Here is a 24,993-nt window from a genome sequence, read left to right as displayed (position 1 = left end):
CCGCCGCCGCCATGACCCGCCGGTCAACCTTCCACTCGCTCCCCGTGAAGCGGGTGGACCGGCTCTGTGACGACGCCGTCGCGGTCACCTTCGACATTCCCGCGGACCTCGCCGACGAGTTCGCCTTCCGTGCGGGCCAGTACCTCACGCTGCGACAGGACGTCGAAGGCCGCGAGGAACGCCGGTCGTACTCGATCTGCGCCCCGGTCGGCGCCGACCCGCGCATCGGCGTGCGGCGCGTCGAGGGCGGCCTGTTCTCCAGCAAGCTGGTGAACGACCTCGAACCCGGTGACACGCTCGAAGTCCTTGCCCCGCAAGGAAACTTCACCCCCGATCTGACCACCCCGAGCCACCACGCGTTCGTCGCCGCGGGCTCCGGCATCACGCCGGTCATCTCGATCGTCGGCACGGTCCTGGCCGAGCCGGGAAACCGCGTCAGCCTCCTCTACGGCAACCGCCGCTCCGACACGGTCATGTTCGCCGAGGAACTCGCCGACCTGAAGGACCGCTACCCGACCAGGTTGCAGCTCGTACACGTCCTGTCCCGTGAGCCGGGCGATGTCGAACTGTTCTCCGGCCGCCTCGACGCCGAGCGCTTCGCCGCGCTGTGCGACCAGGTCGTGCCCGCGACCGACATCGACCACTGGTGGCTCTGCGGCCCCTTCGGCCTGGTCCAGGACGCCTACGCGGTCCTGACCGAGCGCGGCGTCCCGGCCACCAAGATCCACCGCGAACTGTTCTATGTGGACGAGCCGCCGCCCGAGCCCAAGCGCGCCGAGGACCGTCGGCCCGACGGTCCGACGTCCGCCGTCACGATCCTGCTCGACGGCCGCGAGACCACCCTCGCGCTGCCGTACGACGAGCCGATTCTCGACGCCGCGCAGCGCGTCCGCGCCGACCTGCCGTTCGCCTGCAAGGGCGGCGTGTGCGGGACGTGCCGGGCGAAGGTCGTCGTCGGAGAGGTCGAGATGCGTCGCAACTACGCGCTCGAACAGCACGAGCTGGACGCCGGGTTCGTCCTCACCTGCCAGGGCCTGCCGGTGACGGATTCGGTGACGGTCGACTTCGACGCTTAGTGATCAACCCTGGTAGACGTGGTGCAGACCACGTCGACGGGGATTGAATTTAGGTTAGCCTAACCTCCATGTCAGCTGGAGGACTCGTCGCGATGGCCGGGCGCAGCCTGGTCCTCGCGCACCACGACCGGACCGTGGTCGAGGGCGTCTCACTCGACCTGCGGGCGGGCACGGTCACCGCGCTCGTCGGGCCCAACGGGTCCGGCAAGTCGACGGTGCTGCGCTCGCTGGCCCGTCTGCACCGGCCCACGGCGGGCTCCGTCGAACTGAGCGGCCGCGCGGTGTCGGCCTTGTCCGCCAAGGACTTCGCCCGCGAGGTCACCCTGCTCACCCAGCACCGCCCGGTCCCGGCAGGGGTGTCCGTTCGCGACGTCGTCGCCTTCGGCCGCTACCCATACCGGTCCGGCTGGCGCGGCGCCGACCTCGAAGGAAACGCGGCGATCGACCGCGCCATGGCACTCACCGGCGTCGAACCGATGGCGAACCGCGGCGTCGACGAACTGTCCGGTGGCGAACTGCAGCGCGTCTGGCTCGCCTCCTGCCTGGCGCAGCAGACTTCCGTGCTGCTGCTCGACGAGCCGACCAACCACCTCGACCTGCGCTACCAGGTGGAGATCCTCGACGTGGTCCGCGACCTCGCCGACGACGGCGTCGCGGTCGGTGTGGTCCTGCACGACCTCGACCACGCCGCGATCATCGCCGACCACGTCGTCCTGCTCGCCGAGGGCCGCGCCGTCGCAGGCGGCGATGTCGCCGAAGTCCTCACCACCGAGCACCTCTCGCAGGCCTACGGCGTCACCGTCCACGTGGCCACCGACCCGGTCACCGGTGCGGTGCACTGCCGCCCGGTCGGCAGACACGCGCCGCGTGCCGTGTCCAACGCCTGATTTCCCCCTCCCCGATAGAAAGACGAGCACATGCGCGCACTGCCCCTGATCGCGGCCGCGATCCTGCTTTCCGCCTGCGGCACCACCGAAACCCCGGCCACCGACGACACCAGGGGCGCGGACGCGCCGGTCACGGTCACCGACGCGCGAGGCAAGGAGGTGACCCTCAAGTCCGCGGCCAAGAAGGTCGTCGTGCTGGAGTGGGGCGAGGCGGAGATGGTCGCCTCCCTCGGCGTGATGCCCGCGGGCGTCGCCGATCCCGACGGCTACAAGAAGTGGGACTCCGCCGCCCCGCTCGACGGCACCGTCAAGGACGTCGGCAAGCGCCAGGAACCCAGCGAGGACGCGATCGCCGCCCTCGCCCCCGACGTGATCATCATGGCCGAGGAGCGCGACTCCACCCTGGTGCCGCGGCTGGAGAAGTACGCGCCGGTCGTGGTCACCAAGAGCACCGACGCGACCCGCAACTTCGACCGCCTGCGCGAGGACTTCAAGCTCATCGCCGCCACCCTCGGCAAGACCGCCGAAGCCGACAAGCTCCTCACCGACATGGACGCCAAGCTCGCCGAGAGCCGCAAGGCCGTCGAGGCCAAGGGCGCGTCCGGCACGCCGTTCCTGATGGCCGACGGCTGGAAGGAAGGCAGCACGATCAACATCCGCCCGTTCGGCAAGGGCTCGCTCGTCTCCGACATCGCCGAGAACGTGGGCCTGAAGAACGCCTACACCGGCAAGGTCGACCCGCAGTGGGGCCTGGGCCAGACCGACGTCGAGGGCCTGAGTTCGATCACCGACCCGAAGACCATCCTCCTCTACAGCGCTTCCGGCGAAGACGTGTTCACCGAGGGCCTTGCCGCGAACCCGGTGTGGCAGCGACTTCCGTTCGTGGTGTCGAAGAAGGTCACCAAGTTCGCTTCGGGCACCTGGACGTTCGGCGGACCGAAGTCGGTCATCACCATCGCCGAGCAGGTCGTCAAGGCCGCCACCGCCTGATGTCGACGGATCTCCTTGTGCGGGGGCCCGCCCGCACCCGCGCGGGTGTGGTGACGGTCGGGACGCTGTCGGCGATCGCGGTGCTCTCAGCCGTTCACCTCACCCAGGGCACCTCCTCGGTCGACGTGTTCGACGTGCTCAAAGCCGTGGTCGGCCAAGGAGATCCGGCCACCCTGGCGGTGCTCGAAGGCTCGCGGCTCCCGCGGCTGCTGACCGCGCTGCTGGTCGGGCTGGCCCTGGGTGTGGCGGGTGCGGGTATGCAGTCGGTGGCCCGCAACCCGCTCGCCTCACCGGACACCCTCGCGGTCAACGCGGGCGCCCACCTGGCCGTTGTCGCCGCCGCGGTGGCGGGCCTAGCCCTGCCGACCGTCCCCGCCGGGGCCGTCGCGTTCCTCGGCGGCCTCGCCGCGGCCACCGCCGTGCTCGGGATGTCCGGCGGAGGCACGGCAAGCCCCCGGCTCGTGCTGGTCGGTTCTGCGATCGCTCTGACCCTCCATTCCGCGACGATCTTGCTGCTGTTGCTGTTCGAGCAGGAGACAACCGGCCTGTTCGCCTGGGGCAGCGGTTCCCTGACGGTCAGCGACCTGGTGGCGACCCAGCAGATGGCCCCGGTCGTGCTGGTCGCCGTCGTGGCACTGATCGCGATGGGCCCCTCCCTCGACGTCCTCGCCCTCGGCGACGACACCGCCACCGTGTTCGGCCTGCGGGTCCGCCGCACCAGGGTCGGCGCCGTCCTGCTCACCGTCGCCCTCACCGCCGCCGCCGTGACGGTGGCGGGCCCGGTCGGCTTCGTCGGCCTGTGCGCACCCGTGATCACCCGCCTGCTCGCGCCCAAACTCGGCGGACACCGGATCACGTTGCCGCTGTCCGGCCTGGTCGGCGTCGTCCTCGTGCTCGGCGCCGACGTCGCCCTCCGCGCCGCCATGGGCTCGGCCGAGGCCCTGCGGGTCCCGACCGGCGTGGTCACCACGATCCTCGGCGCCGCAGTCCTTGTCTGGCTCGCCCGACGCGGCCGGTCAAGTGGCCCGGCACCCAGCACACCCACGGGTCGGGTGGCCGTCGCCGGGTCGCGACGCGGGCTCATCGCGACCGGGGTCGTGCTCACGGTTCTGCTGGCCGTCACTCCTCTCATCGGACTTCTGCTCGGCGACCGCCTGGTGCTGCTCGGTGACCTCGCGAACTGGCTTTCCGGCCGCACCGGACCGGCCCTGACGTTCGTGCTGGACCAACGACTCGCCCGGGTCGCCGCCGCCCTCACCGCCGGAGCCGCGCTGGCCATCGCGGGCTGCGCCGTGCAATCCGTCAGCCGCAACCCATTGGCCGAACCCGGCCTGCTCGGGATCACCGCGGGTGCGGGCATCGGCGCCGTCACGCTGATCACCGCCGTGCCGATGGCGGGCGCCTGGCACATCGCGGGGGCAGCCGGAGTCGGGGCCGCGGCCGCGTTCGCCCTGGTCTACGGACTGGCGTGGCGATCGGGACTGGACTCCGACCGGTTGGTGATCATCGGAATCGCTACCTGGTCGGGTGGAATGGCCGTGATCACGCTGCTGCTCGTCACCTCCGATCCGTGGAACACCGCGAAGGCACTGACCTGGCTGTCGGGCTCCACCTATGGGCGCACGCTCGAACAGCTCATCCCGATCGGCTTGGCGCTGTTGGTGCTGACACCGCTGCTGTGGTCCCGGCATCGGGAACTCGATCTACACGCTCTCGACAACGACACTCCTCGGGTGCTCGGTCTCCGGGTGGACCGCTCCCGGTTGCTGCTCCTCGCCGCTGCCGCGGTGCTGGCCGCGACGGCGGTGTCGGCGATCGGGGTCGTGGGCTTCGTCGGACTGGTCGCGCCGCACCTTGCCCGGTCGCTCGTCGGTGGGCGGCATGGGCGGGTGATCCCGGTGGCGGCGGTGTTGGGCGCTGTGCTGGTCAGCGTCGCGGATACGTTGGGGCGCACCGTGATCGCGCCGGCGCAGGTGCCTGCTGGGCTGGTGATCGCGTTGATCGGGACGCCGTATTTCGTGTTGGTGTTGTGGCGGACTCGGTCACGTCTCGGCTGACACCGGTAGGGGGCTGTGCGGCTGGGTTCTCCCATACCTCCACCCTGCCGCTGCGATGGCCGCGGGACATCGGTCGAATGTGTGGGATCCGGGAGTCGATCGAGGTAGGCGAAACTCAATCGAAAGTTGGGCAACCGGTCACGCGTTGGCCGACTCCTGCCACCACGTGAGCACCTGGTCTGCCACCCCCGGCGCGGCCACCAACAGACCGTCGACCGGCAACGCCAAGTCCTCCCCATGCCGGTCCAACACCGCCGCGCCCGACTCCAGGGCCAGTGCGACCGAGCCCGCGACGTCCCACTCGTGGTAGCTGTGCAGGACCGCGGCGGCCGCGTGGCCGAGGGCTACCTGGGCGATGGCCAGGGCCGCCGACCCCAGCACCCGTACTCCTGCCCGGGCGGACGCGGCGCGTTCGATGAAGCCGCCCATTCCCGGCCACGGGCCGGTGCGGGTCAGTTCCGTGCACACGATCGCGCCCGCGGTCGAGGTCCGGTCGGTCAGGGAGACGCGCTGCCCGTTCGCCCGGGCGCCGCGTCCGCGGGCCGCGGCATAGATCTGGCCGCGGAAGGGGTCCGCGACCACGCCGACGACCGGGCCCTCCGCATCCACCAGGGCGAGGCTGTAGGCGCACCAGGGGACCCCGGCGACGTAGTTGGCGGTGCCGTCGACCGGGTCGACGACCCAGCGGAACTCGGCGTCCTCGGAGCCCACGTCCGCGCCGAATTCCTGGCCCACAACCGGAATGCCCGGAAATTCGGCGGTCAGGATGCGGCGGGTGTGGCGTTCGAGGGTGCGGTCGGTGTCGGTGACCCAGTCGAAGGGTGAGTCCTCGATCCCGGGCCTGGCCCCGCGTCCGGCTGTCGCGGTGATGACATCCGTGGCGTCGTTGGCGAGGCGTCCAGCGACCTCGAGGGCCCTGGACAGCAGGCCGGGCTCGACCGGCTTGCGGGGACGAGAGGACAAGAGCGTCATGCCAACCTAGAGTGACCACTCCGGGTGTCCGTGGTGCGACGCCGAGGTGACCACCCGCGGATGACCAGGCCAAGCTTGGCCGTGTCCACCCGACTCACGGGGTGTTCCGGCGCAGTTCGCCTATCGGTCATTCGGGTGACCCCTCGCGGGCAATAGCCAGGTGCGACGTTGCTGTTGTGCGCGTCGCCATCGTCACCGAGAGCTTCCTGCCGCAGGTCAACGGGGTCAGCAACTCCGTGCTGCGGATCGTGGAACACCTCCATCAGCGCGGGCACCAGGCGATGGTCATCGCGCCCGGTGCCGGGCCCGACCGCTACCTGCACGCGAACGTCAGTCGTGTGCCCGCGGTCGACCTGCCCGTCATCACGTCCCTGCCCATCGGCGTCCCGACGCCGAAGATCCTCACCGACCTCGCCGACTTCGAGCCCGACGTCGTCCACCTCGCCTCGCCGTTCGTCCTCGGCGCGGGCGGACTCTGGGCGGCCAGACGACTCGGCGTGCCGACCGTGGCCGTCTACCAGACCGACGTCGCCGGGTTCGCCGCCGCGTACGGCCTCAGCCGCGGCTCGCGGGCGGCGTGGCGCTGGATTCGCCGCATCCACGCCAACTCCGACCGGACCCTGGCGCCGTCCACCGCGTCGGTCCGCGACCTGGCCAGCCACGGCATCCCCCGCGTCCACAGGTGGGGGCGAGGGGTCGACACCAAGCGCTTCGCCGCCGAACACGTCGACCGTGCCCTGCGCGCGGAACTCGCGCCCGACGGCGAGCTGCTCGTCGGCTACGTCGGCAGGCTCGCGCCGGAGAAGCAGGTCCAGCACCTCGCGGTGCTCAACGACCTGCCGGGCGTGCGGGTCGTCGTGGTCGGCGACGGGCCGGACTTGGAGAACCTGCGCGCCCGCCTGCCCGGCGCGGCGTTCCTCGGCTTCCGCGGTGGCCACGACCTCGCCGCGGCCTACGCCAGCCTCGACGTCTTCGTCCACACCGGACCGCACGAGACGTTCTGCCAGACCGTCCAGGAGGCGATGGCGTCCGGCCTGCCGGTGATCGCACCCAACGCGGGCGGCCCACGCGACCTGGTCGACCACGGCCGCACCGGCTTCCTCCTCGACCCGGCGCGCTTCGGTCCGGAACTCCGGCCGACCGTCGAGCGGCTCGCCGACACCCTGCTGCGCCGCCGAATGGGTGCGGCGGGGAGGGCCGACGTGCTGAGCCGCACGTGGTCAGCGGTGTGCGAGGAACTGGTCGGCCACTACGACGATGTCGCCATTGGAAGGCGACGGTCCAAGGCCGCCTAGTGCGAATCGTGCAGCTCGCCAACTTCTATGGCCCGCGCTCCGGAGGTCTTCGAACCGCGCTGCACCACCTGGGCGCGGGATACGTGGCCGCCGGGCACGAGGTCACCCTCGTCGTCCCCGGCGGGCACCGCCGCGACGAATGGCTGCCGTCCGGCGTCCGGCGGCTCACCCTGCCCGCCCCCGCCATCCCCGGCACCGGCGGCTACCGGGCCGTCGACCCGATGCGGGTCAAGGCACTCATGCCAAGCCTGCGGCCGGACCGCCTGGAGGTCTCCGACCGGCTCACCCTGCGCGGCATGGGCCACTGGGCCGCCGACCACGACGTCCCCAGCGTGGTCATCTCCCACGAGCGGCTCGACCGACTGCTGGAGCAGTTCCTCCTGCCCGGCCCGGTCGCCCGGCGCTTCGCGGACGCCGCCAACCGCCGGATGGCCGCCTCCTACGACACCGTGGTCTGCACGACCGAGTTCGCGCGCGGGGAGTTCGACCGCATCGGCGCGGACAACATCCGCCGCGTCCCCCTCGGTGTGGACCTCACGACGTTCGCCCCCACCCGCCACGACAACGCTCTTCGCGCGACCCTGGCCGCCGGCGCGGACGCCCTGCTCGTGCACTGCGGCAGGCTCTCCCCGGAGAAGCACGTCGAACGCAGCGTCGACGCCCTCGCCGAACTCCACGGCTCCGGGCACCGGGTGCGGCTCGTGGTCGCGGGCGACGGCCCCCGGATGGCCGCTTTGCGCAGGCGCGCGAGCGGCCTGCCGGTCACCTTCCTCGGCTTCGTCTCCGACCGCGCCGACGTCGCCGCGCTCCTGGCCACCGCCGACGTCTCACTCGCCCCCGGACCGCATGAGACGTTCGGGCTGGCCGCGCTGGAAGCCCTCGCCTCGGGCACCCCGGTGGTCGTCTCGGAGTCGTCAGCCCTGGGCGAGCTGGTGCGCCCGGAGTGCGGCGCGGCGGTCTCAGACCACGCCCCTGCTTTCGCGGGCGCGGTCGAGGGGCTGCTCTCCGTACCGGAGCCGGATCGGCGTGCCGCCGCCCGGGCGCGCGCCGAGCAGTTCGACTGGCCCACGTCGGTCCGCGGAATGCTGACCGCGCTGAGCCTCAACTGAGGTCTTCTCGTACAGTTCGGCCATGGCTCGCGCCGGTTTGGACAAGGATCCGCAAGACATCGCCGAGATGTTCGACGGAGTCGCCAAGGGGTATGACCGCACCAACTCGGTGATGACCCTCGGCTTCGATCGGCGATGGCGCGAACAGACCCGCCGCGTCCTCGACGCGGGACCGGGGGAGAAGGTGCTCGACCTGGCCGCGGGCACCGCGGTCTCGACCATCGAGCACGCCCGCTCCGGCGCCTGGTGCGTGGCCGCCGACTTCTCCCAGGAGATGCTGCGCGGCGGCAGGTCCCGGGCGGTCCCCAAGGTCGCCGCGGACGCCTTCCACCTGCCGTTCGCCGATGACGCCTTCGACGCCGTCACCGTGTCCTTCGGCCTGCGCAACATGAACGACACCGTCGCCGCGCTGCGCGAGATGGCCCGGGTGACCAGGCCGGGAGGGCGACTGGTGATCTGCGAGGTCTCCCAGCCGCCCGCCAAGATCCTGCGCTGGCTCTACCACAACACGGTGTTGCGCGGCCTGCCGCTGGTGACCCGCCCGTTCTCCTCGAACGCCGAGGCCTACGCCTACCTGGCCGAGTCGATGCGCGACTGGCACGACCAGCGCACCGTCGCGGAGATGATCGCCGAGGCGGGCTGGGGCGAGGTCGAGTGGCTCAACCTCACCTTCGGCGTCGTCGCGCTGCACCGGGCTGTCAAGCCGTAGCCAGGGCCAGGTCGTCTCGGGGCCGCTCCTGCCAGCGGCCGATCCGGACGATCACCACGATGATCAACGCGCCCGCCACGATCATCAGGGCCGCGCTCACCGACTTGACGATCGCCAGCGTGTAGTACTTCTCCAGGGTCGGCGACGTCTGCTGGTCGTTGACCAGCGCCGACACCCGGCCGATCACGAAGCTGCCGACCCAGCACGCCCACCACACCCACAGCAGCGGGCTGCCCGGAACCTGCTTGAGCGACTCCAGCCGCCACGGCGTCTCCGGCTTGCTGGCCTTCCACACGTCGGACATGACCTGGTACGGGAACCACAGGTTCACCACCGGGCAGAACCACGACCCACCGACCCACGGCTTCGAATGCCGATGCGGCGCGTCGCAGAGCAAGTCGGCGTTCGCGCGGGCGCGGTAGAGCCACAACAGGAACGTGATCGCGGCGGCGGCCAACACGAAGAAGTAGGTCGCGCCGTACTCGATGGTCAGGTCGCGGGCGGCGAGCGCGTCCTCGAAGGTCGCGTCGCGGCGCTTGTAGTCGACCACGGCGAGGTAGGCGTTCCAGTTCGCCACCGCGGAAGCGATCGCCAACCCGACTGAGGCCGCGATCAGCACGGACGCCACGATTCCACGCCTGCCTACCGGCCGAAGGGAGAGATATCGGCGAGGCTGTGTTCCGGTCATGACACTCCCCGCGGCGGCGACTGCCAGCGGGTGATCTGCCGCACGGCCAGGATGATGAGCACTCCGGACACGGCCAGCAAGAACATCGTCAGGGTATCGGCGATCGTCGCCACCAGGGTCATCTCCATTGTCGGCTTGTCCTCGTAGGTGACCACCGCCGCGACCTGTTGGATCACGAAAGCGGCCACCCAGCAGCCCCACCAGAGCCCCAGGTGCCTGCTGCCCGAGACGAACCGCAGTGGCGCCATCCGCTCGGCCTGGAGCGTCTCGAGCCGCCGCGGCGTGTCCGGGTTGCTCGCTTTCCAGACGTCGCTGACCACCTGGTAGGGGAACCACAGGTTGACGACCGGGCAGACCCACGACCCCACGACCCAGCCGCGGGAGCGCCGGTGGGCCACTTCGCAGATGGTCTCGGAGTTGAGCCGTGCCCGGCGCAGCCAGACGACGAACACGACAGCGGTGACGACGAGCGCGCCGCCGCGGCTCCACGCGACCGCGAAGAGGGTGTCTTTCGCCGCGAGCAGGTCGGCCGCGCCGACCGTCAAATCATCGTCGAAGAATCGCTCGAGCAGGAAATAGATATTCCAAGTGGACCATGCCGACACGACGCCGAGCGTGGCGGTGATCGCGATGAGGACGGCGGAGACGGCGCCCAGCCCGGCCACGGGTCTCAACATTCGGTAGAGGTACGGGTCTACAGCTGGTGCGGTCATGGTTCCCCAGTCAGTGGCGCGTATGCACGATGTCAGACGCGAGGCTGTGCCTGCCAGCGGATAATCCGATGGGTACAGAGGATGATCAGCACACCCGCGACGGCCGTGAGCATCTCGGCCGCGGTGATCACGACCGCGCCCGCCAGCAGTTCGTCCAGCGGGGTCCTCGTGGGGACCAGCGCGCCGAGTGTGCTGACGGCGTAGGACGCCAACCAGAACCCCCACCACAGGCCGAGTAGAGGGCTTGCCTGCACCGTGCGCAAGGAATCCAGCCTGCGCGGGGTGGCCGGGTCACTGGCCTTCCAGATGTCCATGACCACCTGGAACGGGTACCAGAAATTGACGATCGGGACGACCCAGCTCCAGCCGACCAACCGACCGGAGCGGCGATGGGGCGCGTCGCAGAAGATCTCGGCGTTGCGGCGGACCTGGTACAGCCACGTGATGAACGCGATTCCCGCGAGCACGAACACGAGGTAATCGGTGACGACCAGGGAGATCCACAGGTCCTCGGCGGCGACGACCTCATCGGGCCCGACCGTCGCGCTGCCCTGCTCGAACTGTTCGAAGACGTAGTAGCTGTTCCACGCCGACCACGCCGTCACCAACCCGGTGGCGACGGCCAGCGCGATCAGGACGACGGCGAGATAGCCCGCGAGACCAGTCGGTCGGACGAGCAGATAGCGACGTTGCTCACCCAGCAGGACGGCAGCGTTCGGTGCGGTCATTACTCCCCCAGGAGCGTCGTCGACGTGCCGCGAGACATCGGACACGGCGGGCGAACTGTTTCACACCTCAGTCGACGCGTGGGCCATGCGATCCCGTTTCTGTCGGTGCTGATCAGTAGGTTGATCGGCATGTCCAGGTTCCGTCTGCAGCCGACGCCCGCCCAGGAGCGGCTGTTGTTGGAGCATTGTGGGCATGCCCGGTTCGTGTGGAACCTCGCGGTGGAGCAACACGCCCACTGGCGGTTGGGACGCAAGGCGGCACCGGGGTACATCGCGCAGTGTCGCCAGTTGACGCAGGCGCGGGCGGAGAACCCGTGGTTGGCGGCGGGGTCGGTGATGGTGCAGCAGCAGGCGTTGAAGGATTTCGCCCAGGCGATGGCCAGCTTCTTCCGCCGGACCCACCGGCGACCGACCTGGCGCCGCCGCGGACAGATCGAGGGTTTTCGGATCGTGACGGTCGGTCCGGGCGACGTTCGTCGAGTGTCCCGCCATGTCGGCGAGGTCAAGGTGCCCAAGGTCGGCTGGGTGCGGTTCCGCTGGTCGCGTGCCGTGGTCGACGGTGTGAAGTCCTACCGGATCACTCGGGATCGTGCCGGTCGTTGGCATCTGGCGTTCGCTGTGGTGCCCGAGCCCATCGCAGGGCCGGGCACCGGTGCGGTGGTGGGTGTGGACCGGGGTGTGGTGGTGTCGGCCGCGCTGTCCACCGGTGAACTGCTGAAAGCGCCCGCCCTTCGCGGAACCGAGCAGGCCCGCCTGCTGCGGCTGCAGCGCAAGCTCGCCCGGGCACAACGCGGCTCCAACCGGCGCGGCAAGGTCAAGACGGCGATCGCGAAGCTCAAGGCCCGCGAGACCGACCGGCGCAAGGACTGGGTGGAGAAGACCAGCACCCGCTTGGCCCGGCAGTTCGATCTGATCGCGGTCGAAGACCTCAAGATCAGCAACATGACCCGGTCGGCGAAGGGCACTATCGACACCCCCGGTCGGGGTGTGCGGCAGAAGGCCGGGCTGAACCGGGGAATCCTCGCCAACGGGTGGGGCCTGCTCGCGGCCCGCTTGGGGCAGAAGGCTCCGGGCCGGGTGGTGAAGGTCGATCCGCGGTTCACCAGTCAGCGTTGTTCGGCGTGTGGGGTTGTGGTTCGGGGGGCGCGCGAGAGCCAAGCCGTCTTCCGGTGCCGGTCCTGTGGTTTCGCTTGCAACGCGGACGTGAACGCGGCCCTTAATATTCGATTCGCGGCAGGGCATGCCGTGGCTGCACGGGGAGGCCTGCCGTTGGGTGAGCCTGCGAACCGTGAACCTCAACGCGACCTCCTCATGGTGAGGTAATCGCTGTTGGAATCCCCCGCCTTCGGCTTGGGGGAGGATGTCAACTCTAGACTCGGTGGCGTATGTGAAAGCTTTCTCAAGGAGCGTCATGAGCACTTCGATCAGTCGCCGCAAGGCGGGCGAGGACGCCGAGGTCATCGTGGTGGGCGCCGGCCCGGCCGGTTCCACCGCCGCGACCTACCTGGCGCGCGCGGGGCTGGATGTGTTGCTCCTGGAGAAGAGCACCTTCCCCCGCGAGAAGGTCTGCGGCGACGGGCTGACCCCGCGCGGGGTCAAGCAGCTCATCGACCTGGGGATCGACACCCGCGAGGAAGCGGGCTGGCTGCACAACAAGGGCCTGCGCGTGGTCGGCGGCGGGGTGACCCTCGAACTCGACTGGCCGGACCTGGCTTCCTTCCCGCCCTACGGCGTGGTCCGCACCCGCCAGGACTTCGACGAGATGCTCGCCCGCACCGCCCAGCGCGCGGGCGCCCGGCTCGCGGAGCAGACGACCGTGATCGGCGCGGTCACCGACGAGCGCACCGGCCGGGTCGTCGGCGTCACAGCGAAGGCGGGCCCCGACAAGACCCCGGTCACCTACCGCGCGCCGATCATCCTGGCCTGCGACGGCGTCTCCGCCCGGCTCGCGCTCTCGCTGGGCATGGAGAAGATCGACGACCGGCCGATGGGCGTCGCGGTCCGCCGCTACTACGCCAGCCCCCGCAGCAAGGACGACTACCTGGAGTCGCACCTGGAGCTGTGGGACAAGTCCGACCCGGCCAACCCCGTCCTGCTGCCCGGCTATGGCTGGATCTTCGGCATGGGCGACGGCACGGTCAACGTCGGGCTCGGCATGCTCTCCACGTCGAAGGCCTACGGCAAGACCGACTACCGCAAGCTCATGCGCTCCTGGCTCGATGGCACCCCCGAGGAGTGGGGCTTCCGCGAGCACAACGCGCTGGGCAAGATCGGCGGCGCCGGCCTGCCCATGGGCTTCAACCGGACCCCGCACTACCGCGACGGCCTGCTGCTCGTCGGCGACGCGGGCGGCATGGTCAACCCGTTCAACGGCGAGGGCATCGGCTACGCGATGGAGTCCGCCCGGCTGGCCGCCGAGTGCGTCGTCCAGGCGATGGCCCGTGGGGAGGGACCGGCTCGCGAGCGCGCGCTGGCCGGGTATCCGCTGGCGCTGCGGCAGTCGCTGGGCAGCTACTACCGGCTCGGCAACGTCTTCTCCAAGCTGATCGGAAATCCGGTGGTCATGCGGACGGCCACCAAATACGGAATGCCCCGCGAGACCCTCATGAAGCTCGTTCTGAAGCTGCTCGCGGGCCTTTACGACCAGAAGGACGGCGACGCTTTCGACCGCGTGATCACCGCGGCGACTCGGCTGGCACCTACTGTCAAGTAACTTCTGTTCGCAGGCGCTAGCACCGCGTTAGCGCAGGTCGCGGCCCTCTCGATGACTCTGTTGTGGACATCACTCGTTCACGGAGAGTTGCCGAGGGGGCCGCGTTTCGCGTTGTGAGCCAGGTCCTAGACTGGCGCCGATATGTTGTGAAGCCCTTCACATCCGAGCGGTTTGGCTTGTGAATGTTTTCACAAACTACACCCGAATTAGTTAGGTCATCCTAACCAGCTCGGGTGTGACCGAGGACCCATAGGGTTCCGGCCGTAGGCGGCGGGAAAGGACAGCGGCGGTGTCGATGCTCCAAGCACAGTCAGCGGATGTGTCGTCAGGCTTGGGGATCTACTTCCCCTTGGTCGTGATGTTCGTCCTGGCGGCGGGCTTCGCGGTGTTCTCGGCGTTGCTGGGCCCGCTCCTGGGCCCGAGTCGCTACAACCGGGCGAAGTTCGAGGCCTACGAGTGCGGCATCGAGCCATCGCCGCAGCCGGTCGCGGGCGGTGGCCGCGTGCCGGTCGCCTACTACCTCACGGCGATGCTCTTCATCCTGTTCGACATCGAAATGGTGTTCCTCTACCCGTTCGCGGTCTCAGCGGACGCCCTCGGCCTGTTCGGCCTGGTGGAGATCTTCTTGTTCATCGCAACGGTCGGCTTCGCGTACGCCTATGTCTGGCGTCGCGGCGGCCTCGACTGGAACTGACGGGGGAAGGAGGCAGACGTCATGGGTATCGAAGAGAAGCTCCCCAACGGAATCATGTTGGCCAGCCTGGAAAAGCTGGTGAACTGGGGACGCAAGAACTCGCTGTGGCCTGCCACGTTCGGACTGGCCTGCTGTGCCATCGAGATGATGACCACCGGCGGTCCGCGCTACGACATCGCCCGCTTCGGCATGGAGGCCTTCCGCGCCTCCCCGCGCCAGGCCGACCTGATGATCGTCGCCGGCCGGGTCACCAACAAGATGGCCCCGGTCCTGCGGCAGATCTACGACCAGATGGCCGAGCCGCGCTGGGTGCTGGCGATGGGCGTGTGCGCCTCGTCGGGCGGCATGTTCAACAACTACGCCGTGGTGCAGGGCGTCGACCACATCGTGCCGGTCGACATGTACCTGCCCGGCTGCCCGCCGCGCCCGGAGATGCTGCTCGACGCGATCCTCAAGCTGCACGCCAAGATCCAGGACGAGCCGATCAACGCCACCCGCGCCGCGATCCGCGCCGCCAGTGGTGAGCGCACCGAGCTGATCGCGTCTTCGATCAAGTACGCGAAGAAGAAGTAGAGCCATGACTGACACCCCCACCACCGGCGACGAGCCCACCGAGGACAGCGGGCGCGCCCCTGGCACCGAGTACTCGAGCGCCGCTCGGCCCGAGCCCGGCCAGGAGCCTGAGAAGGACCTGGCCCGTCCCGCCGAGCACCAGGCGCCCGTCCCCGCTGAGCCCGTCGTCCTGGGCCGCACCCGCAAGGGCATGTTCAACGTCGCGGGCACCGGCGACACCACCGGCTTCGGCGGTCTGAGCCTGCCCGCGTACGCCCCGGCCCCGGCCGAGCGTCCGTACGGCGGCTGGTTCGACGAGCTGACCGACGACCTGCGCGCGGCCATGGCCCGCCGGGAGATCCCGGCCGAGGCGATCCAGCAGGTCACCGTCGACCGCGGCGAGATCACCTTCTACGTCCGCCGCGAAGACCTGGTCGCGCTCTGCTGGACCCTGCGCGACGAGCCCGCCCTGCGCTTCGAGCTGTGCAGCTCGGTGTCCGGTGTGGACTACGGGGTCGACATCCCGCAGCGGCTGCACTCCGTCTACCACCTGACGTCGATGACGTTCCGCCGCCGCATCCGGCTGGAGGTCGCGGTCGACGTCACCGACGCGCACATCCCGTCGGTCGTCGAGGTCTACCCGACCGCCGACTGGCAGGAGCGCGAGGCCTGGGACATGTTCGGGATCGTCTATGACGGACACCCCGCGCTGACCCGGATCCTCATGCCGGACGACTGGGATGGCCACCCCCAGCGCAAGGACTACCCGCTCGGCGGGATCCCGGTGGAGTACAAGGGCGCGGAGATCCCCCCGCCCGACCAGCGGAGGTCTTACTCGTGACCACACAGCCGAACAACTCGCATCCACACTCTGTTGACTATGCGGACGAGCGCGACACGACCGAGGGTCGCGTCTACACCGTCACGGGTGGCGACTGGGACGAGATCCTGGACGACGCCATCCACGACGAGCGCATCGTCATCAACCTGGGCCCGCAGCACCCCTCGACCCACGGCGTGCTCCGCCTGGTGCTCGAACTCGAGGGCGAGACGGTCACCCAGGCCCGCTCGGTCGTCGGCTACCTCCACACCGGCATCGAGAAGAACTGCGAGTACCGCACCTGGACCCAGGGCGTCACCTTCGTGACGCGCATGGACTACCTGGCGCCGCTGTCCAACGAGGCCGCGTACTGCCTGGCGATCGAGAAGCTGCTCGGCGTCGAGGCGCCGCGTCGCGCCCAGGTCGCCCGGGTGATGCTGCTGGAGCTCAACCGCATCAGCTCGCACCTGGTCGCGCTGGCCACCGGTGGCATGGAGCTCGGCTCGCTGACCGCGATGACCGCGGGCTTCCGTGAGCGCGAGGAAGTCCTGCACCTGCTGGAGCACCTCACCGGCCTGCGGATGAACCACGCGTTCATCCGGCCCGGCGGTCTCGCGCAGGACCTCCCGGCGGACTATCACCAGAAGGTCAGCGACTTCCTCAAGGTGATGGACTCGCGCCTGCCGGACTACGACAAGCTGCTGACCGGTCAGCCGATCTGGCGCAACCGGCTCGTCGGCATCGGGTACCTCCCGGTCGACGCGTGCCTCGCGCTCGGCATCACCGGCCCGATCCTGCGGTCCGCGGGCCTGGCCTGGGACCTGCGCAAGACCGAGCCGTACCTGGGCTACGAGGAGTACGACTTCGAGGTCCCGACCTCGAACGCCGCCGACGCCTTCGCCCGGTACCTGCTGCGCGTCGAGGAGATCCACCAGTCGCTCAAGATCGTGCGCCAGTGCCTCGACAAGCTCGAGCCGGGCCCGGTCATGGTCGCCGACCAGAAGATCGCCTGGCCCGCGAAGCTGAGCATCGGCGCCGACGGCATGGGCAACTCCCTGGAGCACGTCCGCAAGATCATGGGGCAGTCCATGGAGTCGCTGATCCATCACTTCAAGCTGGTCACCGAGGGCTTCAAGGTGCCCGCGGGCCAGGTGTACGTGCCGGTCGAGTCCCCGCGCGGCGAGCTGGGCTACCACCTCGTCTCCGACGGCGGCACCCGCCCGATGCGCGTGCACGTGCGCGAACCAAGCTTCATCAACCTGCAGTCGATGCCCGCGATGTCCGAGGGCGGCATGGTCGCCGACGTGATCGCCGCCGTCGCCTCGATCGACCCCGTGATGGGAGGTTGCGACCGATGAGCAGCACCGGTCAGACCTACGGCGGCTCCAGTCTCGGAGCCGGCACGACGCACCAGGAGACGGTGCCCGACGTCGACGTCACCGGTATCTCTCCGGTTCCGGCGGGGCATCTCGTCGAGGAGTCCTCCGCGGACTTGAGCATCTTCGGCGAGGACATCGTCACCAAGGCGCAGGAGATCGTCGCGCGCTACCCGCAGTCGCGTTCGGCGCTGCTGCCGATGCTGCACCTCGTGCAGTCAGTCGAGGGGAAGGTCAGCCAGTCGGGCATCCAGTTCTGCGCCGCCCAGCTCGACCTGAGCGCGGCCGAGGTCAGCGCGGTCGCGACCTTCTACACCATGTACAAGCGCAAGACCTGCGGTGAGCACCTGGTTTCGGTGTGCACCAACACCTTGTGCGCGGTGCTCGGCGGCGACGCCATCTACAAGGCGCTCGGTGAGCACCTCGGTGAGGGCGGCAAGCGCTTGGGCCACAACGAGACCGTGGGCGAGCCGGGTGCGCCGGGCTCGATCACCCTGGAGCACGCCGAGTGTCTCGCGGCCTGCGACCTGGGCCCGGTGCTGCAGGTCAACTACGAGTTCTTCGACAACCAGACCCCCGAGTCGGCCGTCGCGCTCGTCGACGCGCTGCGCGCGGGGGAGAAGCCCCAGCCGACGCGGGGCGCGCCGCTGCGCGACTTCCGCACCGCGGAGCTGGAGCTCGCCGGGTTCTGGCCCGAGGACGAGGTCGACTACCGCTCCACTGTGGACGGCCCGTCCGCCGCGGTGGAGACGCTGCGCGGGGCCAAGCTCGCCGAGGACCGCGGCTGGACCGCTCCCGCGATGACCGATGTCGCGCTGCCGGAGGTCGAGAAGAAGTGACTACTCCCAACAAGCCCGCGCCGGTCACCCCCGTGCTGACCAAGCGCTGGCTGTCCCCGCAGTCCTGGTCGATCAAGACCTACGAGCAGCTCGAGGGCTACACCGCGCTGCGCAAGGCGCTCAAGGGCACACCGGAACAGCTCGTGCAGCTGGTGAAGGACTCCGGTCTGCGCGGCCGCGGCGGCGCGGGCTTCCCCGCGGGCATCAAGTGGTCGTTCATGCCGCAGAACGAGGACAAGCCGCACTACCTCGTCATCAACGCCGACGAAGGCGAACCGGGAACTTGCAAGGACATCCCGCTGATGATGGCCGACCCGCACTCGCTGATCGAGGGCTGTGTCATCGCCTCGTACGCGATGCGGTCGCACCACTGCTTCATCTACGTGCGCGGCGAGGCCCTGCACTGCATCCGCAGGCTCAACGCGGCGGTCCGCGAGGCACACGCCGCCGGGTACCTGGGCAAGGACATCCTCGGCTCCGGGTTCGACCTGGAGATCACCGTCCACGCCGGTGCGGGCGCCTACATCTGCGGCGAGGAGACCGCGCTGCTCGACTCGCTGGAAGGCCGCCGAGGCCAGCCGCGACTCAAGCCGCCGTTCCCCGCCGCGGCCGGTCTCTACGCCGCGCCGACCACGGTCAACAACGTCGAGACCATCGCCAGCGTGCCGTTCATCGTCAACGGCGGCTCCGACTGGTTCCGCACCATGGGCACCGCGAAGTCGCCCGGCCCGAAGATCTACTCGATCTCCGGCCACGTCGAGCAGCCCGGCCAGTACGAGGCCCCGCTCGGCACGACCCTGCGGGAACTGCTCGAACTCGCGGGCGGCATGAAAGACGGCGTCCCGCTGAAGTTCTGGACCCCGGGTGGCTCGTCCACACCGATGTTCACCGCCGAACACCTCGACGTCCCCCTGGACTTCGAAGGCGCGGCGGAAGCCGGATCCATGCTCGGCACCACCGCGGTCATGGTCTTCAACGAGACCGTGTCCGTGCCGTGGGCGGTCATGAAGTGGACCGAGTTCTACGAGCACGAGTCCTGCGGCAAGTGCACCCCGTGCCGCGAGGGCACGTACTGGCTCGCGGGCATCCTGCAGCGCATGGTCGAAGGCCACGGCACCCCCGCGGACATCGACACGCTGCTCGACATCTGCGACAACATCCTCGGCCGCTCGTTCTGCGCGCTCGGCGACGGCGCGGTCAGCCCGATCACCAGCGGCATCAAGTACTTCCGCGACGAATTCCTGGCCCTGTGCGAGAAGAACAGGGTCGGCGCGCACGCACTGGCAGGAGCGCAGTCATGACCATCGCGCCCGAGAACCCCACTGACGTCGAGAAGCCGCCCGTTCCCGAGGGACACGTGCGGCTGACCATCGACGGCGCCGAGGTGATCGCGCCCAAGGGCGAGCTGATCATCCGCACCGCCGAGCGGCTCGGCATCCAGATCCCGCGGTTCTGCGACCACCCGCTGCTCGAACCGGCGGGCGCGTGCCGCCAGTGCCTGGTCGAGGTCGAGATGGGCGGGCGCCCCATGCCCAAGCCCCAGGCCTCCTGCACGATGACCGTCGGCGACGACATGGTCGTCAAGACCCAGCTCACCTCGCCGGTCGCCGACAAGGCGCAGCAGGGCGTGATGGAGCTGCTGCTCATCAACCACCCGCTCGACTGCCCGATCTGCGACAAGGGCGGCGAATGCCCCCTGCAGAACCAGGCCATGTCGAACGGCCGCACGGACTCGCGCTTCGTCGAGACCAAGCGGACCTTCCCCAAGCCGATTCCGATCAGCACCCAGGTGCTGCTCGACCGCGAACGCTGCGTGCTCTGCCAGCGCTGCACCCGGTTCTCCGCGCAGATCGCGGGCGACCCGTTCATCGAACTGCTCGAACGCGGAGCGCAGCAGCAGATCGGTATCGCCGAGGAGAAGCCCTTCCAGAGCTACTTCTCCGGCAACACCATCCAGATCTGCCCGGTGGGCGCGCTGACCAGCGCCGCGTACCGGTTCCGCTCCCGCCCGTTCGACCTGGTCTCGACCCCGAGCGTGTGCGAGCACTGCTCGTCGGGCTGCGACGAGCGCACCGACTGGCGGCGCGGCAAGGTCATGCGCAAGCTGGCGGGCGACGACCCCGAGGTCAACGAGGAGTGGATCTGCGACAAGGGCCGCTTCGCCTTCCGCTACGCCACCGCGAGCGACCGGATCACCCGGCCGCTCGTGCGCGACGCGAAGACCGGCGAACTGGTCGAGTCGAGCTGGACCGAGGCGCTGCAGGTCGCAGCCGTTGGCCTGGCGAAGGCGCGTGACGGCAAGGGCGCCGCGGTGCTCGCGGGCGGTCGGCTGACCGTCGAGGACGCCTACGCCTACGCCAAGTTCGCCCGCATAGCCCTGCGCACCAACGACATCGACTTCCGCGCCCGCCCCCACTCGGCCGAGGAACTCGACTTCCTCGCTTCGACCGTGGTCGGCACGACCCCGGAAACCGGAGTCACCTTCAAGGGCATCGAGAACGCCCCCGCCGTGCTGTGCGTGGCGTTCGAGCCAGAAGAGGAAGCGCCGATCGTGTTCCTGCGGCTGCGCAAGGCGGCCCGCAAGCACAAGACCAAGGTCTTCCACGTCGGACAGTGGACGAGCCCCAGCGTCGAGAAGACCCAGGGCACGCTCCTGGCCTGCAAGCCCGGTGCCGAGCCCGGCGCGCTCGACGGCCTGGCCACGCACGCCCCGGACGTCACCGAAGCCCTTGGTGCCGAAGGCGCGGTGATCCTCGTCGGCGAACGCGCCGCGCAGGTCCCCGGCCTGTTCAGCGCGGTGCTGCGGCTGGCGAACTCCACCGGAGCCAAGGTCGCGTGGATCCCTCGCCGCGCGGGTGAGCGCGGGGCGCTCGACGCGGGCGCCGCGCCGACGCTGCTGCCCGGTGGCCGCCTGGTCACCGACATCTCCGCCCGAGTCGACGTCGAGCAGGCGTGGGGCCTCAAGCCCGGCTCGCTGCCCGCCGCCCCCGGCCGCGACACCGACGGCATCCTCGCCGCCGCCGCGGACGGCCGCGTCGACGGTCTCGTCGTCGGCGGTGTTGACCCGTTCGACCTGACCGACCCGGCGCTCGCCGAGCGGGCACTGACCGCCGCGGGCTTCATCGTCAGCCTCGAACTGCGGCACAGCGCGGTCACCGCGCACGCCGACGTGGTGCTGCCGATCGCCCCCGCGGTGGAGAAGTCCGGCAGCTACCTCAACTGGGAGGGTCGCCGCCGCGAGTTCGGCAACACCCTCGAAGGCACCGGCGCCATGCCCGATGGCCGAGTCCTCGACTCGCTCGCCGTGGAGATGGACGTCGACCTGTTCACCCAGACCCCGGCCGCCGCCGCGGCCGACCTGGCCCGGCTGCCGGTCGTGCCCCGCACGGCCATCGCGCCGGACGTGCAGGCGGCTGCGGCCGCGACCGGCACGGTGCTGGCGACCTGGCGGATGCTGCTGGACAACGGGTCGATGCAGGACGACGAGCCGCACCTGGCGGGCACCGCCCGACCGGTGTTCGCGCGCCTGTCCCTCAAGACCGCCACCGACCTCGGTATCGCCGTGACCGGCACCGCCAAGGTCGCGACCGACCGCGGCGCGATCACTGTGCCGGTCCAGGTCGCCGACCTGCCCGACGGCGTGGTCTGGCTGCCGGGCAACTCCGGCGACTCGGCCACCCGCCGGGTCCTGGGCGCGGGCCACGGCTCCGTGGTGACCGTGGAACCTGGAGGCAACTCATGAACCGGGCGCAACTGCTCGCCGACGACCCGATCTGGCTGATCGCGATCAAGTGTGTGGTGCTGCTCGGCTTCGGCGCGATCGCCACCACCGCGATGATCATCCTGGAACGCAAGATCGTCGCCAGGATGCAGCAGCGGCCCGGCCCCAACCGGGTCGGACCGAACGGCTGGTTCCAGTCCCTCGCGGACGCGATCAAGCTGCCGTTCAAGGAACAGATCATCCCGGACACGGCCGACCGGAAGGTCTACTTCCTCGCGCCGGTCATCGCGACGATCCCCGCGTTCCTGGCGCTCTCGGTGATCCCGTTCGGCCCCGAGGTCTCCATCTTCGGTGAGCGGACCGTGCTGCAGCTGATCGACCTGCCGGTCGGTGTGCTGGTCGTGCTGGCCTGCTCGTCGATGGGTGTCTACGGCATCGTGCTCGCGGGCTGGGCCTCCGGCTCGCCGTACCCGCTGCTCGGTGGTCTCCGGTCGGCCGCGCAGGTGATCTCCTACGAGATCGCGCTCGGCCTCTCGATCGTCGCCGTCATCCTCTACACCGGGTCGCTGTCCACCGGCGACATCGTCGACGCACAGCAGACCGGCTGGTACTTCTACCTGCTGATCCCAAGCTTCCTGATCTTCATCATCTCCATGGTCGGTGAGACCAACCGGGCTCCGTTCGACCTCCCCGAGGCCGAGTCCGAGCTGGTCGGCGGCTTCCACACCGAGTACAGCTCGATGAAGTTCGCCCTGTTCTTCCTCGCCGAGTACGTCAACATGGTCATCGTCTCCGCGATGGCGACCACGCTGTTCCTCGGCGGGTACATGGCGCCGTGGCCGTTGTCGCTCATCAACGACAACATGTTCAACTCCGGCTGGTGGCCGCTGCTGTGGTTCCTCGGCAAGGTGTGGCTGTTCCTCTTCGCCTTCATCTGGCTGCGCGGCACGCTGCCCCGCATGCGCTACGACCAGTTCATGCGCCTGGGCTGGAAGATCCTCGTCCCGGCCAACCTGGTCTGGATCGTCCTGGTCGTCGCGCTGCGGGCCTTCCGCAACGAGGAGGCCATCTCCGCGCCGACGATCCTGATCGCGGGCGGTGTGGTGCTGGTGCTGCTCATCGGCCTCAGCTTCCTGCTGCCCGAGCGCAAGGTGGAGCTGGACGACAACCGCGTGCCGGTCACCGGCGGCGGCTACCCGATCCCGCCGCTGGATCTGCGGGTGCCGGACAAGAACGCGAAGCCCGCCCGGGTGCGTCGCTCGCGGCGTGAGCCCGCAGCGGTCGCCGCGGGTGACAAGGAGTCTGGCGCGGTGGAGACACAGTGAGCGTCTTCGTCAACCCACGCAACGGTCACGAGGAGCTGACATGAGCGTCTTCGATCCCCTCAAGGGCTTCGGGGTGACCTTCTCGACGATGTTCAAGAAGGTCGTCACCGAGGAGTACCCGGAGAACTTCCCCGGCACCGCACCGCGCTACCACGGCCGCCACCAGCTCAACCGGCACCCGGACGGCCTGGAGAAGTGCGTCGGCTGCGAGCTGTGCGCCTGGGCGTGTCCGGCCGACGCGATCTTCGTCGAGGGCGGCGACAACACCGACGACGAGCGCTACTCGCCGGGTGAGCGCTACGGCGCCGACTACCAGATCAACTACCTGCGCTGCATCGGCTGCGGCCTGTGCATCGAGGCCTGCCCGACCCGGTCGCTGACCATGCTCAACGACTTCGAGCTGGCCGACGACGACCGGCAGCGGCTGATCTACACCAAGGAGCAGCTGCTCGCGCCGCTGCTGCCGGGCATGGAGCAGCCGCCGCACCCGATGCGCCTGGGCGACAACGAGCAGGACTACTACGTCAACGCTCCGTTCCTGGCGCGCAAGCACGGCTACCCGGACTCCGTCGGGGAGGAACTCAAGTGAGCGCGACGCTCCTCGCGGTCCAGCAGACCGTGTCCACCGGTGAGGCGATCACCTTCTGGGTGCTCGGCCCGCTAGCCCTGGCGGGCGGGCTCGGCATGATCTTCGCCCGCAACGCGGTGCACTCGGCGCTGTTCCTGGTGCTGACGATGCTGAGCCTGGGCGCGCTGTACATGGTCCAGCAGGCGCCGTTCCTAGGCTTCGTGCAGATCATCGTCTACACCGGCGCGATCATGATGCTGTTCCTGTTCGTGCTGATGCTCGTCGGCCGTGACTCCTCGGACTCCGTCGTCGAAGTGCTGCGCGGCCAGCGGCTGTGGGCGGGCGTCCTCGGCGTCGGCCTCGCGGTGCTGATCGTGGCCGCGATCGCGCGGTCGCTCAACGAGGTCACGATCATGGGGCTCACGGGCGAACAGGCCAACGGCGGTGACGGCAACGTCGCCAACATCGGCCGCCTGATCTTCACCGACTACCTCTTCCCCTTCGAGTTGACCTCGGCGCTGCTGATCACCGCCGCCGTCGGCGCGATGATCCTGGGCTACGTCGACCGGCACCAGAAGGGCCGCAAGACGCAGAAGGAACTGGTCGAGGCCCGCTTCCGCGGCGAGCACGACCGGCCTTCGCCGCTGCCCGGCCCCGGCGTGTTCGCCACGGCGAACTCGGTGGCCACCCCGGCGCTGCTGCCCGACGGCTCGGTCGCCCCGGAGTCGCTCTCGCGGCTCATCGAGGCCACCGCGTCGCAGAAGCTCGAGCGGGATCGCAAGGCCGTCGCGGGCACGCTGCCCGAGCCCGACGCCCGCGCGCTCGCTCCCGGTAAGGAGGACGGGTCATGACCCCGACTTACTACTTGCTGCTGTCGGCGCTGCTGTTCACCATCGGCGCGGTCGGCGTCCTGGTGCGCCGCAACGCCATCGTCGTGTTCATGTGCATCGAGTTGATGCTCAACGCCGTGAACCTGACGCTGGTGACGTTCGCGCGGATCAACGGCGACCTGTCCGGCCAGGTGATGGCGTTCTTCGTGATGGTCGTGGCCGCCGCCGAGGTGGTGGTGGGTCTGGCGATCATCATGTCGATCTTCCGCACCCGCCGCACCGCCTCGGTCGACGACTCCAACCTGCTGAAGTACTAGGGAGAACTCGGTGT

Annotated in this window: 24 protein-coding genes; 20 read left to right on the top strand and 4 right to left on the bottom strand. The window is 69.6% G+C overall.

The window, feature by feature from the left end; translation table 11 throughout:
- Window positions 1-11: 11 nt before the first annotated feature.
- The 4 genes from paaE to GPZ80_RS04575 all read left to right on the top strand — a co-directional run bounded on the left by paaE (window position 12) and on the right by GPZ80_RS04575 (window position 5,010).
- Window positions 12-1,076: a 1,2-phenylacetyl-CoA epoxidase subunit PaaE gene (gene paaE, locus GPZ80_RS04590; RefSeq protein WP_187218961.1), complete on the top strand. Its 1,065-nt coding sequence runs from the start codon at window positions 12-14 to the stop codon at window positions 1,074-1,076.
- A gap of 68 nt (window positions 1,077-1,144) precedes the next feature.
- Entirely contained in the window at window positions 1,145-1,963 is an 819-nt protein-coding gene (locus tag GPZ80_RS04585) for an ABC transporter ATP-binding protein (RefSeq protein WP_187218490.1), read from the top strand.
- Between the two features lie 30 nt (window positions 1,964-1,993).
- On the top strand, window positions 1,994-2,953 hold the full coding sequence (locus GPZ80_RS04580; RefSeq protein WP_187218489.1) for an ABC transporter substrate-binding protein: 960 nt from the start codon (window positions 1,994-1,996) through the stop codon (window positions 2,951-2,953).
- Complete coding sequence (locus GPZ80_RS04575) at window positions 2,953-5,010, top strand: iron ABC transporter permease (RefSeq protein ID WP_187218488.1); 2,058 nt, start codon at window positions 2,953-2,955, stop codon at window positions 5,008-5,010. Before GPZ80_RS04580 ends, GPZ80_RS04575 begins: the two co-directional genes overlap by 1 nt.
- Before the next feature lie 138 nt (window positions 5,011-5,148).
- Here GPZ80_RS04575 and GPZ80_RS04570 read toward each other — a convergent pair whose 3' ends face one another.
- On the bottom strand, window positions 5,149-5,982 hold the full coding sequence (locus GPZ80_RS04570; protein ID WP_187218487.1) for an inositol monophosphatase family protein: 834 nt from the start codon (window positions 5,980-5,982) through the stop codon (window positions 5,149-5,151).
- A gap of 176 nt (window positions 5,983-6,158) precedes the next feature.
- Here GPZ80_RS04570 and GPZ80_RS04565 point away from each other — a divergent pair, with 176 nt between their 5' ends.
- From GPZ80_RS04565 to GPZ80_RS04555, 3 genes are read left to right on the top strand one after another with little or no spacing between them, the layout of a single operon-like run.
- The gene (locus tag GPZ80_RS04565; RefSeq protein ID WP_187218486.1) at window positions 6,159-7,277 is read left to right on the top strand and encodes a glycosyltransferase family 4 protein; all 1,119 of its coding nucleotides are present in this window, start codon (window positions 6,159-6,161) and stop codon (window positions 7,275-7,277) included.
- Complete coding sequence (locus tag GPZ80_RS04560; protein WP_187218485.1) at window positions 7,277-8,386, top strand: glycosyltransferase; 1,110 nt, start codon at window positions 7,277-7,279, stop codon at window positions 8,384-8,386. The genes GPZ80_RS04565 and GPZ80_RS04560 overlap by 1 nt, the downstream gene beginning before the upstream one ends.
- A 22-nt stretch (window positions 8,387-8,408) precedes the next feature.
- A complete protein-coding gene (locus GPZ80_RS04555) occupies window positions 8,409-9,095 on the top strand; it encodes a demethylmenaquinone methyltransferase (RefSeq protein WP_187218484.1) in 687 nt (228 codons plus the stop codon).
- Here GPZ80_RS04555 and GPZ80_RS04550 read toward each other — a convergent pair.
- The 3 genes from GPZ80_RS04550 to GPZ80_RS04540 form a co-directional block, all read right to left on the bottom strand.
- Entirely contained in the window at window positions 9,085-9,723 is a 639-nt protein-coding gene (locus tag GPZ80_RS04550) for a DUF4328 domain-containing protein (RefSeq protein WP_187218483.1), read from the bottom strand. The two genes, GPZ80_RS04555 and GPZ80_RS04550, sit on opposite strands and share 11 nt — an antisense overlap.
- Before the next feature lie 56 nt (window positions 9,724-9,779).
- Window positions 9,780-10,460, bottom strand: a complete 681-nt coding sequence (locus GPZ80_RS04545; protein WP_187218482.1) for a DUF4328 domain-containing protein — start codon at window positions 10,458-10,460, stop codon at window positions 9,780-9,782.
- A gap of 68 nt (window positions 10,461-10,528) precedes the next feature.
- Window positions 10,529-11,224, bottom strand: coding sequence for a DUF4328 domain-containing protein (locus GPZ80_RS04540; protein ID WP_187218481.1), 696 nt, complete (start codon window positions 11,222-11,224; stop codon window positions 10,529-10,531).
- Window positions 11,225-11,353: 129 nt separating this feature from the next.
- Between GPZ80_RS04540 and GPZ80_RS04535 the strand changes: the two genes are divergently transcribed.
- From GPZ80_RS04535 to nuoK, 13 genes are all read left to right on the top strand, one after another.
- The gene (locus tag GPZ80_RS04535; protein WP_187218480.1) at window positions 11,354-12,547 is read left to right on the top strand and encodes an RNA-guided endonuclease InsQ/TnpB family protein; all 1,194 of its coding nucleotides are present in this window, start codon (window positions 11,354-11,356) and stop codon (window positions 12,545-12,547) included.
- Window positions 12,548-12,635: 88 nt separating this feature from the next.
- Entirely contained in the window at window positions 12,636-13,937 is a 1,302-nt protein-coding gene (locus GPZ80_RS04530; RefSeq protein ID WP_187218479.1) for a geranylgeranyl reductase family protein, read from the top strand.
- A gap of 295 nt (window positions 13,938-14,232) precedes the next feature.
- On the top strand, window positions 14,233-14,631 hold the full coding sequence (locus GPZ80_RS04525; protein WP_091382944.1) for an NADH-quinone oxidoreductase subunit A: 399 nt from the start codon (window positions 14,233-14,235) through the stop codon (window positions 14,629-14,631).
- Window positions 14,632-14,652: 21 nt separating this feature from the next.
- Window positions 14,653-15,204 (top strand): NuoB/complex I 20 kDa subunit family protein, encoded by a 552-nt coding sequence (locus GPZ80_RS04520; protein ID WP_187218478.1) that lies wholly within the window; start codon window positions 14,653-14,655, stop codon window positions 15,202-15,204.
- A gap of 4 nt (window positions 15,205-15,208) precedes the next feature.
- Window positions 15,209-16,024, top strand: a complete 816-nt coding sequence (locus GPZ80_RS04515) for an NADH-quinone oxidoreductase subunit C (RefSeq protein WP_187218477.1) — start codon at window positions 15,209-15,211, stop codon at window positions 16,022-16,024.
- On the top strand, window positions 16,021-17,361 hold the full coding sequence (locus GPZ80_RS04510) for an NADH-quinone oxidoreductase subunit D (RefSeq protein WP_187218476.1): 1,341 nt from the start codon (window positions 16,021-16,023) through the stop codon (window positions 17,359-17,361). The genes GPZ80_RS04515 and GPZ80_RS04510 overlap by 4 nt, the downstream gene beginning before the upstream one ends.
- On the top strand, window positions 17,358-18,218 hold the full coding sequence (gene nuoE / locus GPZ80_RS04505; protein WP_187218475.1) for an NADH-quinone oxidoreductase subunit NuoE: 861 nt from the start codon (window positions 17,358-17,360) through the stop codon (window positions 18,216-18,218). Before GPZ80_RS04510 ends, nuoE begins: the two co-directional genes overlap by 4 nt.
- Complete coding sequence (nuoF, locus tag GPZ80_RS04500; RefSeq protein ID WP_187218474.1) at window positions 18,215-19,519, top strand: NADH-quinone oxidoreductase subunit NuoF; 1,305 nt, start codon at window positions 18,215-18,217, stop codon at window positions 19,517-19,519. The genes nuoE and nuoF overlap by 4 nt, the downstream gene beginning before the upstream one ends.
- Window positions 19,516-21,960, top strand: coding sequence for an NADH-quinone oxidoreductase subunit G (locus tag GPZ80_RS04495; RefSeq protein ID WP_187218473.1), 2,445 nt, complete (start codon window positions 19,516-19,518; stop codon window positions 21,958-21,960). Before nuoF ends, GPZ80_RS04495 begins: the two co-directional genes overlap by 4 nt.
- Complete coding sequence (nuoH, locus tag GPZ80_RS04490) at window positions 21,957-23,264, top strand: NADH-quinone oxidoreductase subunit NuoH (protein ID WP_187218472.1); 1,308 nt, start codon at window positions 21,957-21,959, stop codon at window positions 23,262-23,264. Before GPZ80_RS04495 ends, nuoH begins: the two co-directional genes overlap by 4 nt.
- Window positions 23,206-23,853, top strand: a complete 648-nt coding sequence (nuoI, locus tag GPZ80_RS04485; RefSeq protein ID WP_312880109.1) for an NADH-quinone oxidoreductase subunit NuoI — start codon at window positions 23,206-23,208, stop codon at window positions 23,851-23,853. Before nuoH ends, nuoI begins: the two co-directional genes overlap by 59 nt.
- Complete coding sequence (locus GPZ80_RS04480; protein ID WP_187218471.1) at window positions 23,850-24,683, top strand: NADH-quinone oxidoreductase subunit J; 834 nt, start codon at window positions 23,850-23,852, stop codon at window positions 24,681-24,683. The genes nuoI and GPZ80_RS04480 overlap by 4 nt, the downstream gene beginning before the upstream one ends.
- Window positions 24,680-24,979: an NADH-quinone oxidoreductase subunit NuoK gene (gene nuoK, locus GPZ80_RS04475; protein WP_187218470.1), complete on the top strand. Its 300-nt coding sequence runs from the start codon at window positions 24,680-24,682 to the stop codon at window positions 24,977-24,979. The genes GPZ80_RS04480 and nuoK overlap by 4 nt, the downstream gene beginning before the upstream one ends.
- Window positions 24,980-24,993 lie beyond the last annotated feature (14 nt).

The sequence above is a fragment of the Actinokineospora xionganensis genome (genome assembly GCF_014323725.1).
GTDB classification, from domain to species: domain Bacteria; phylum Actinomycetota; class Actinomycetes; order Mycobacteriales; family Pseudonocardiaceae; genus Actinokineospora; species Actinokineospora xionganensis.
This window is presented reverse-complemented; position numbering and strand designations above follow the sequence as displayed.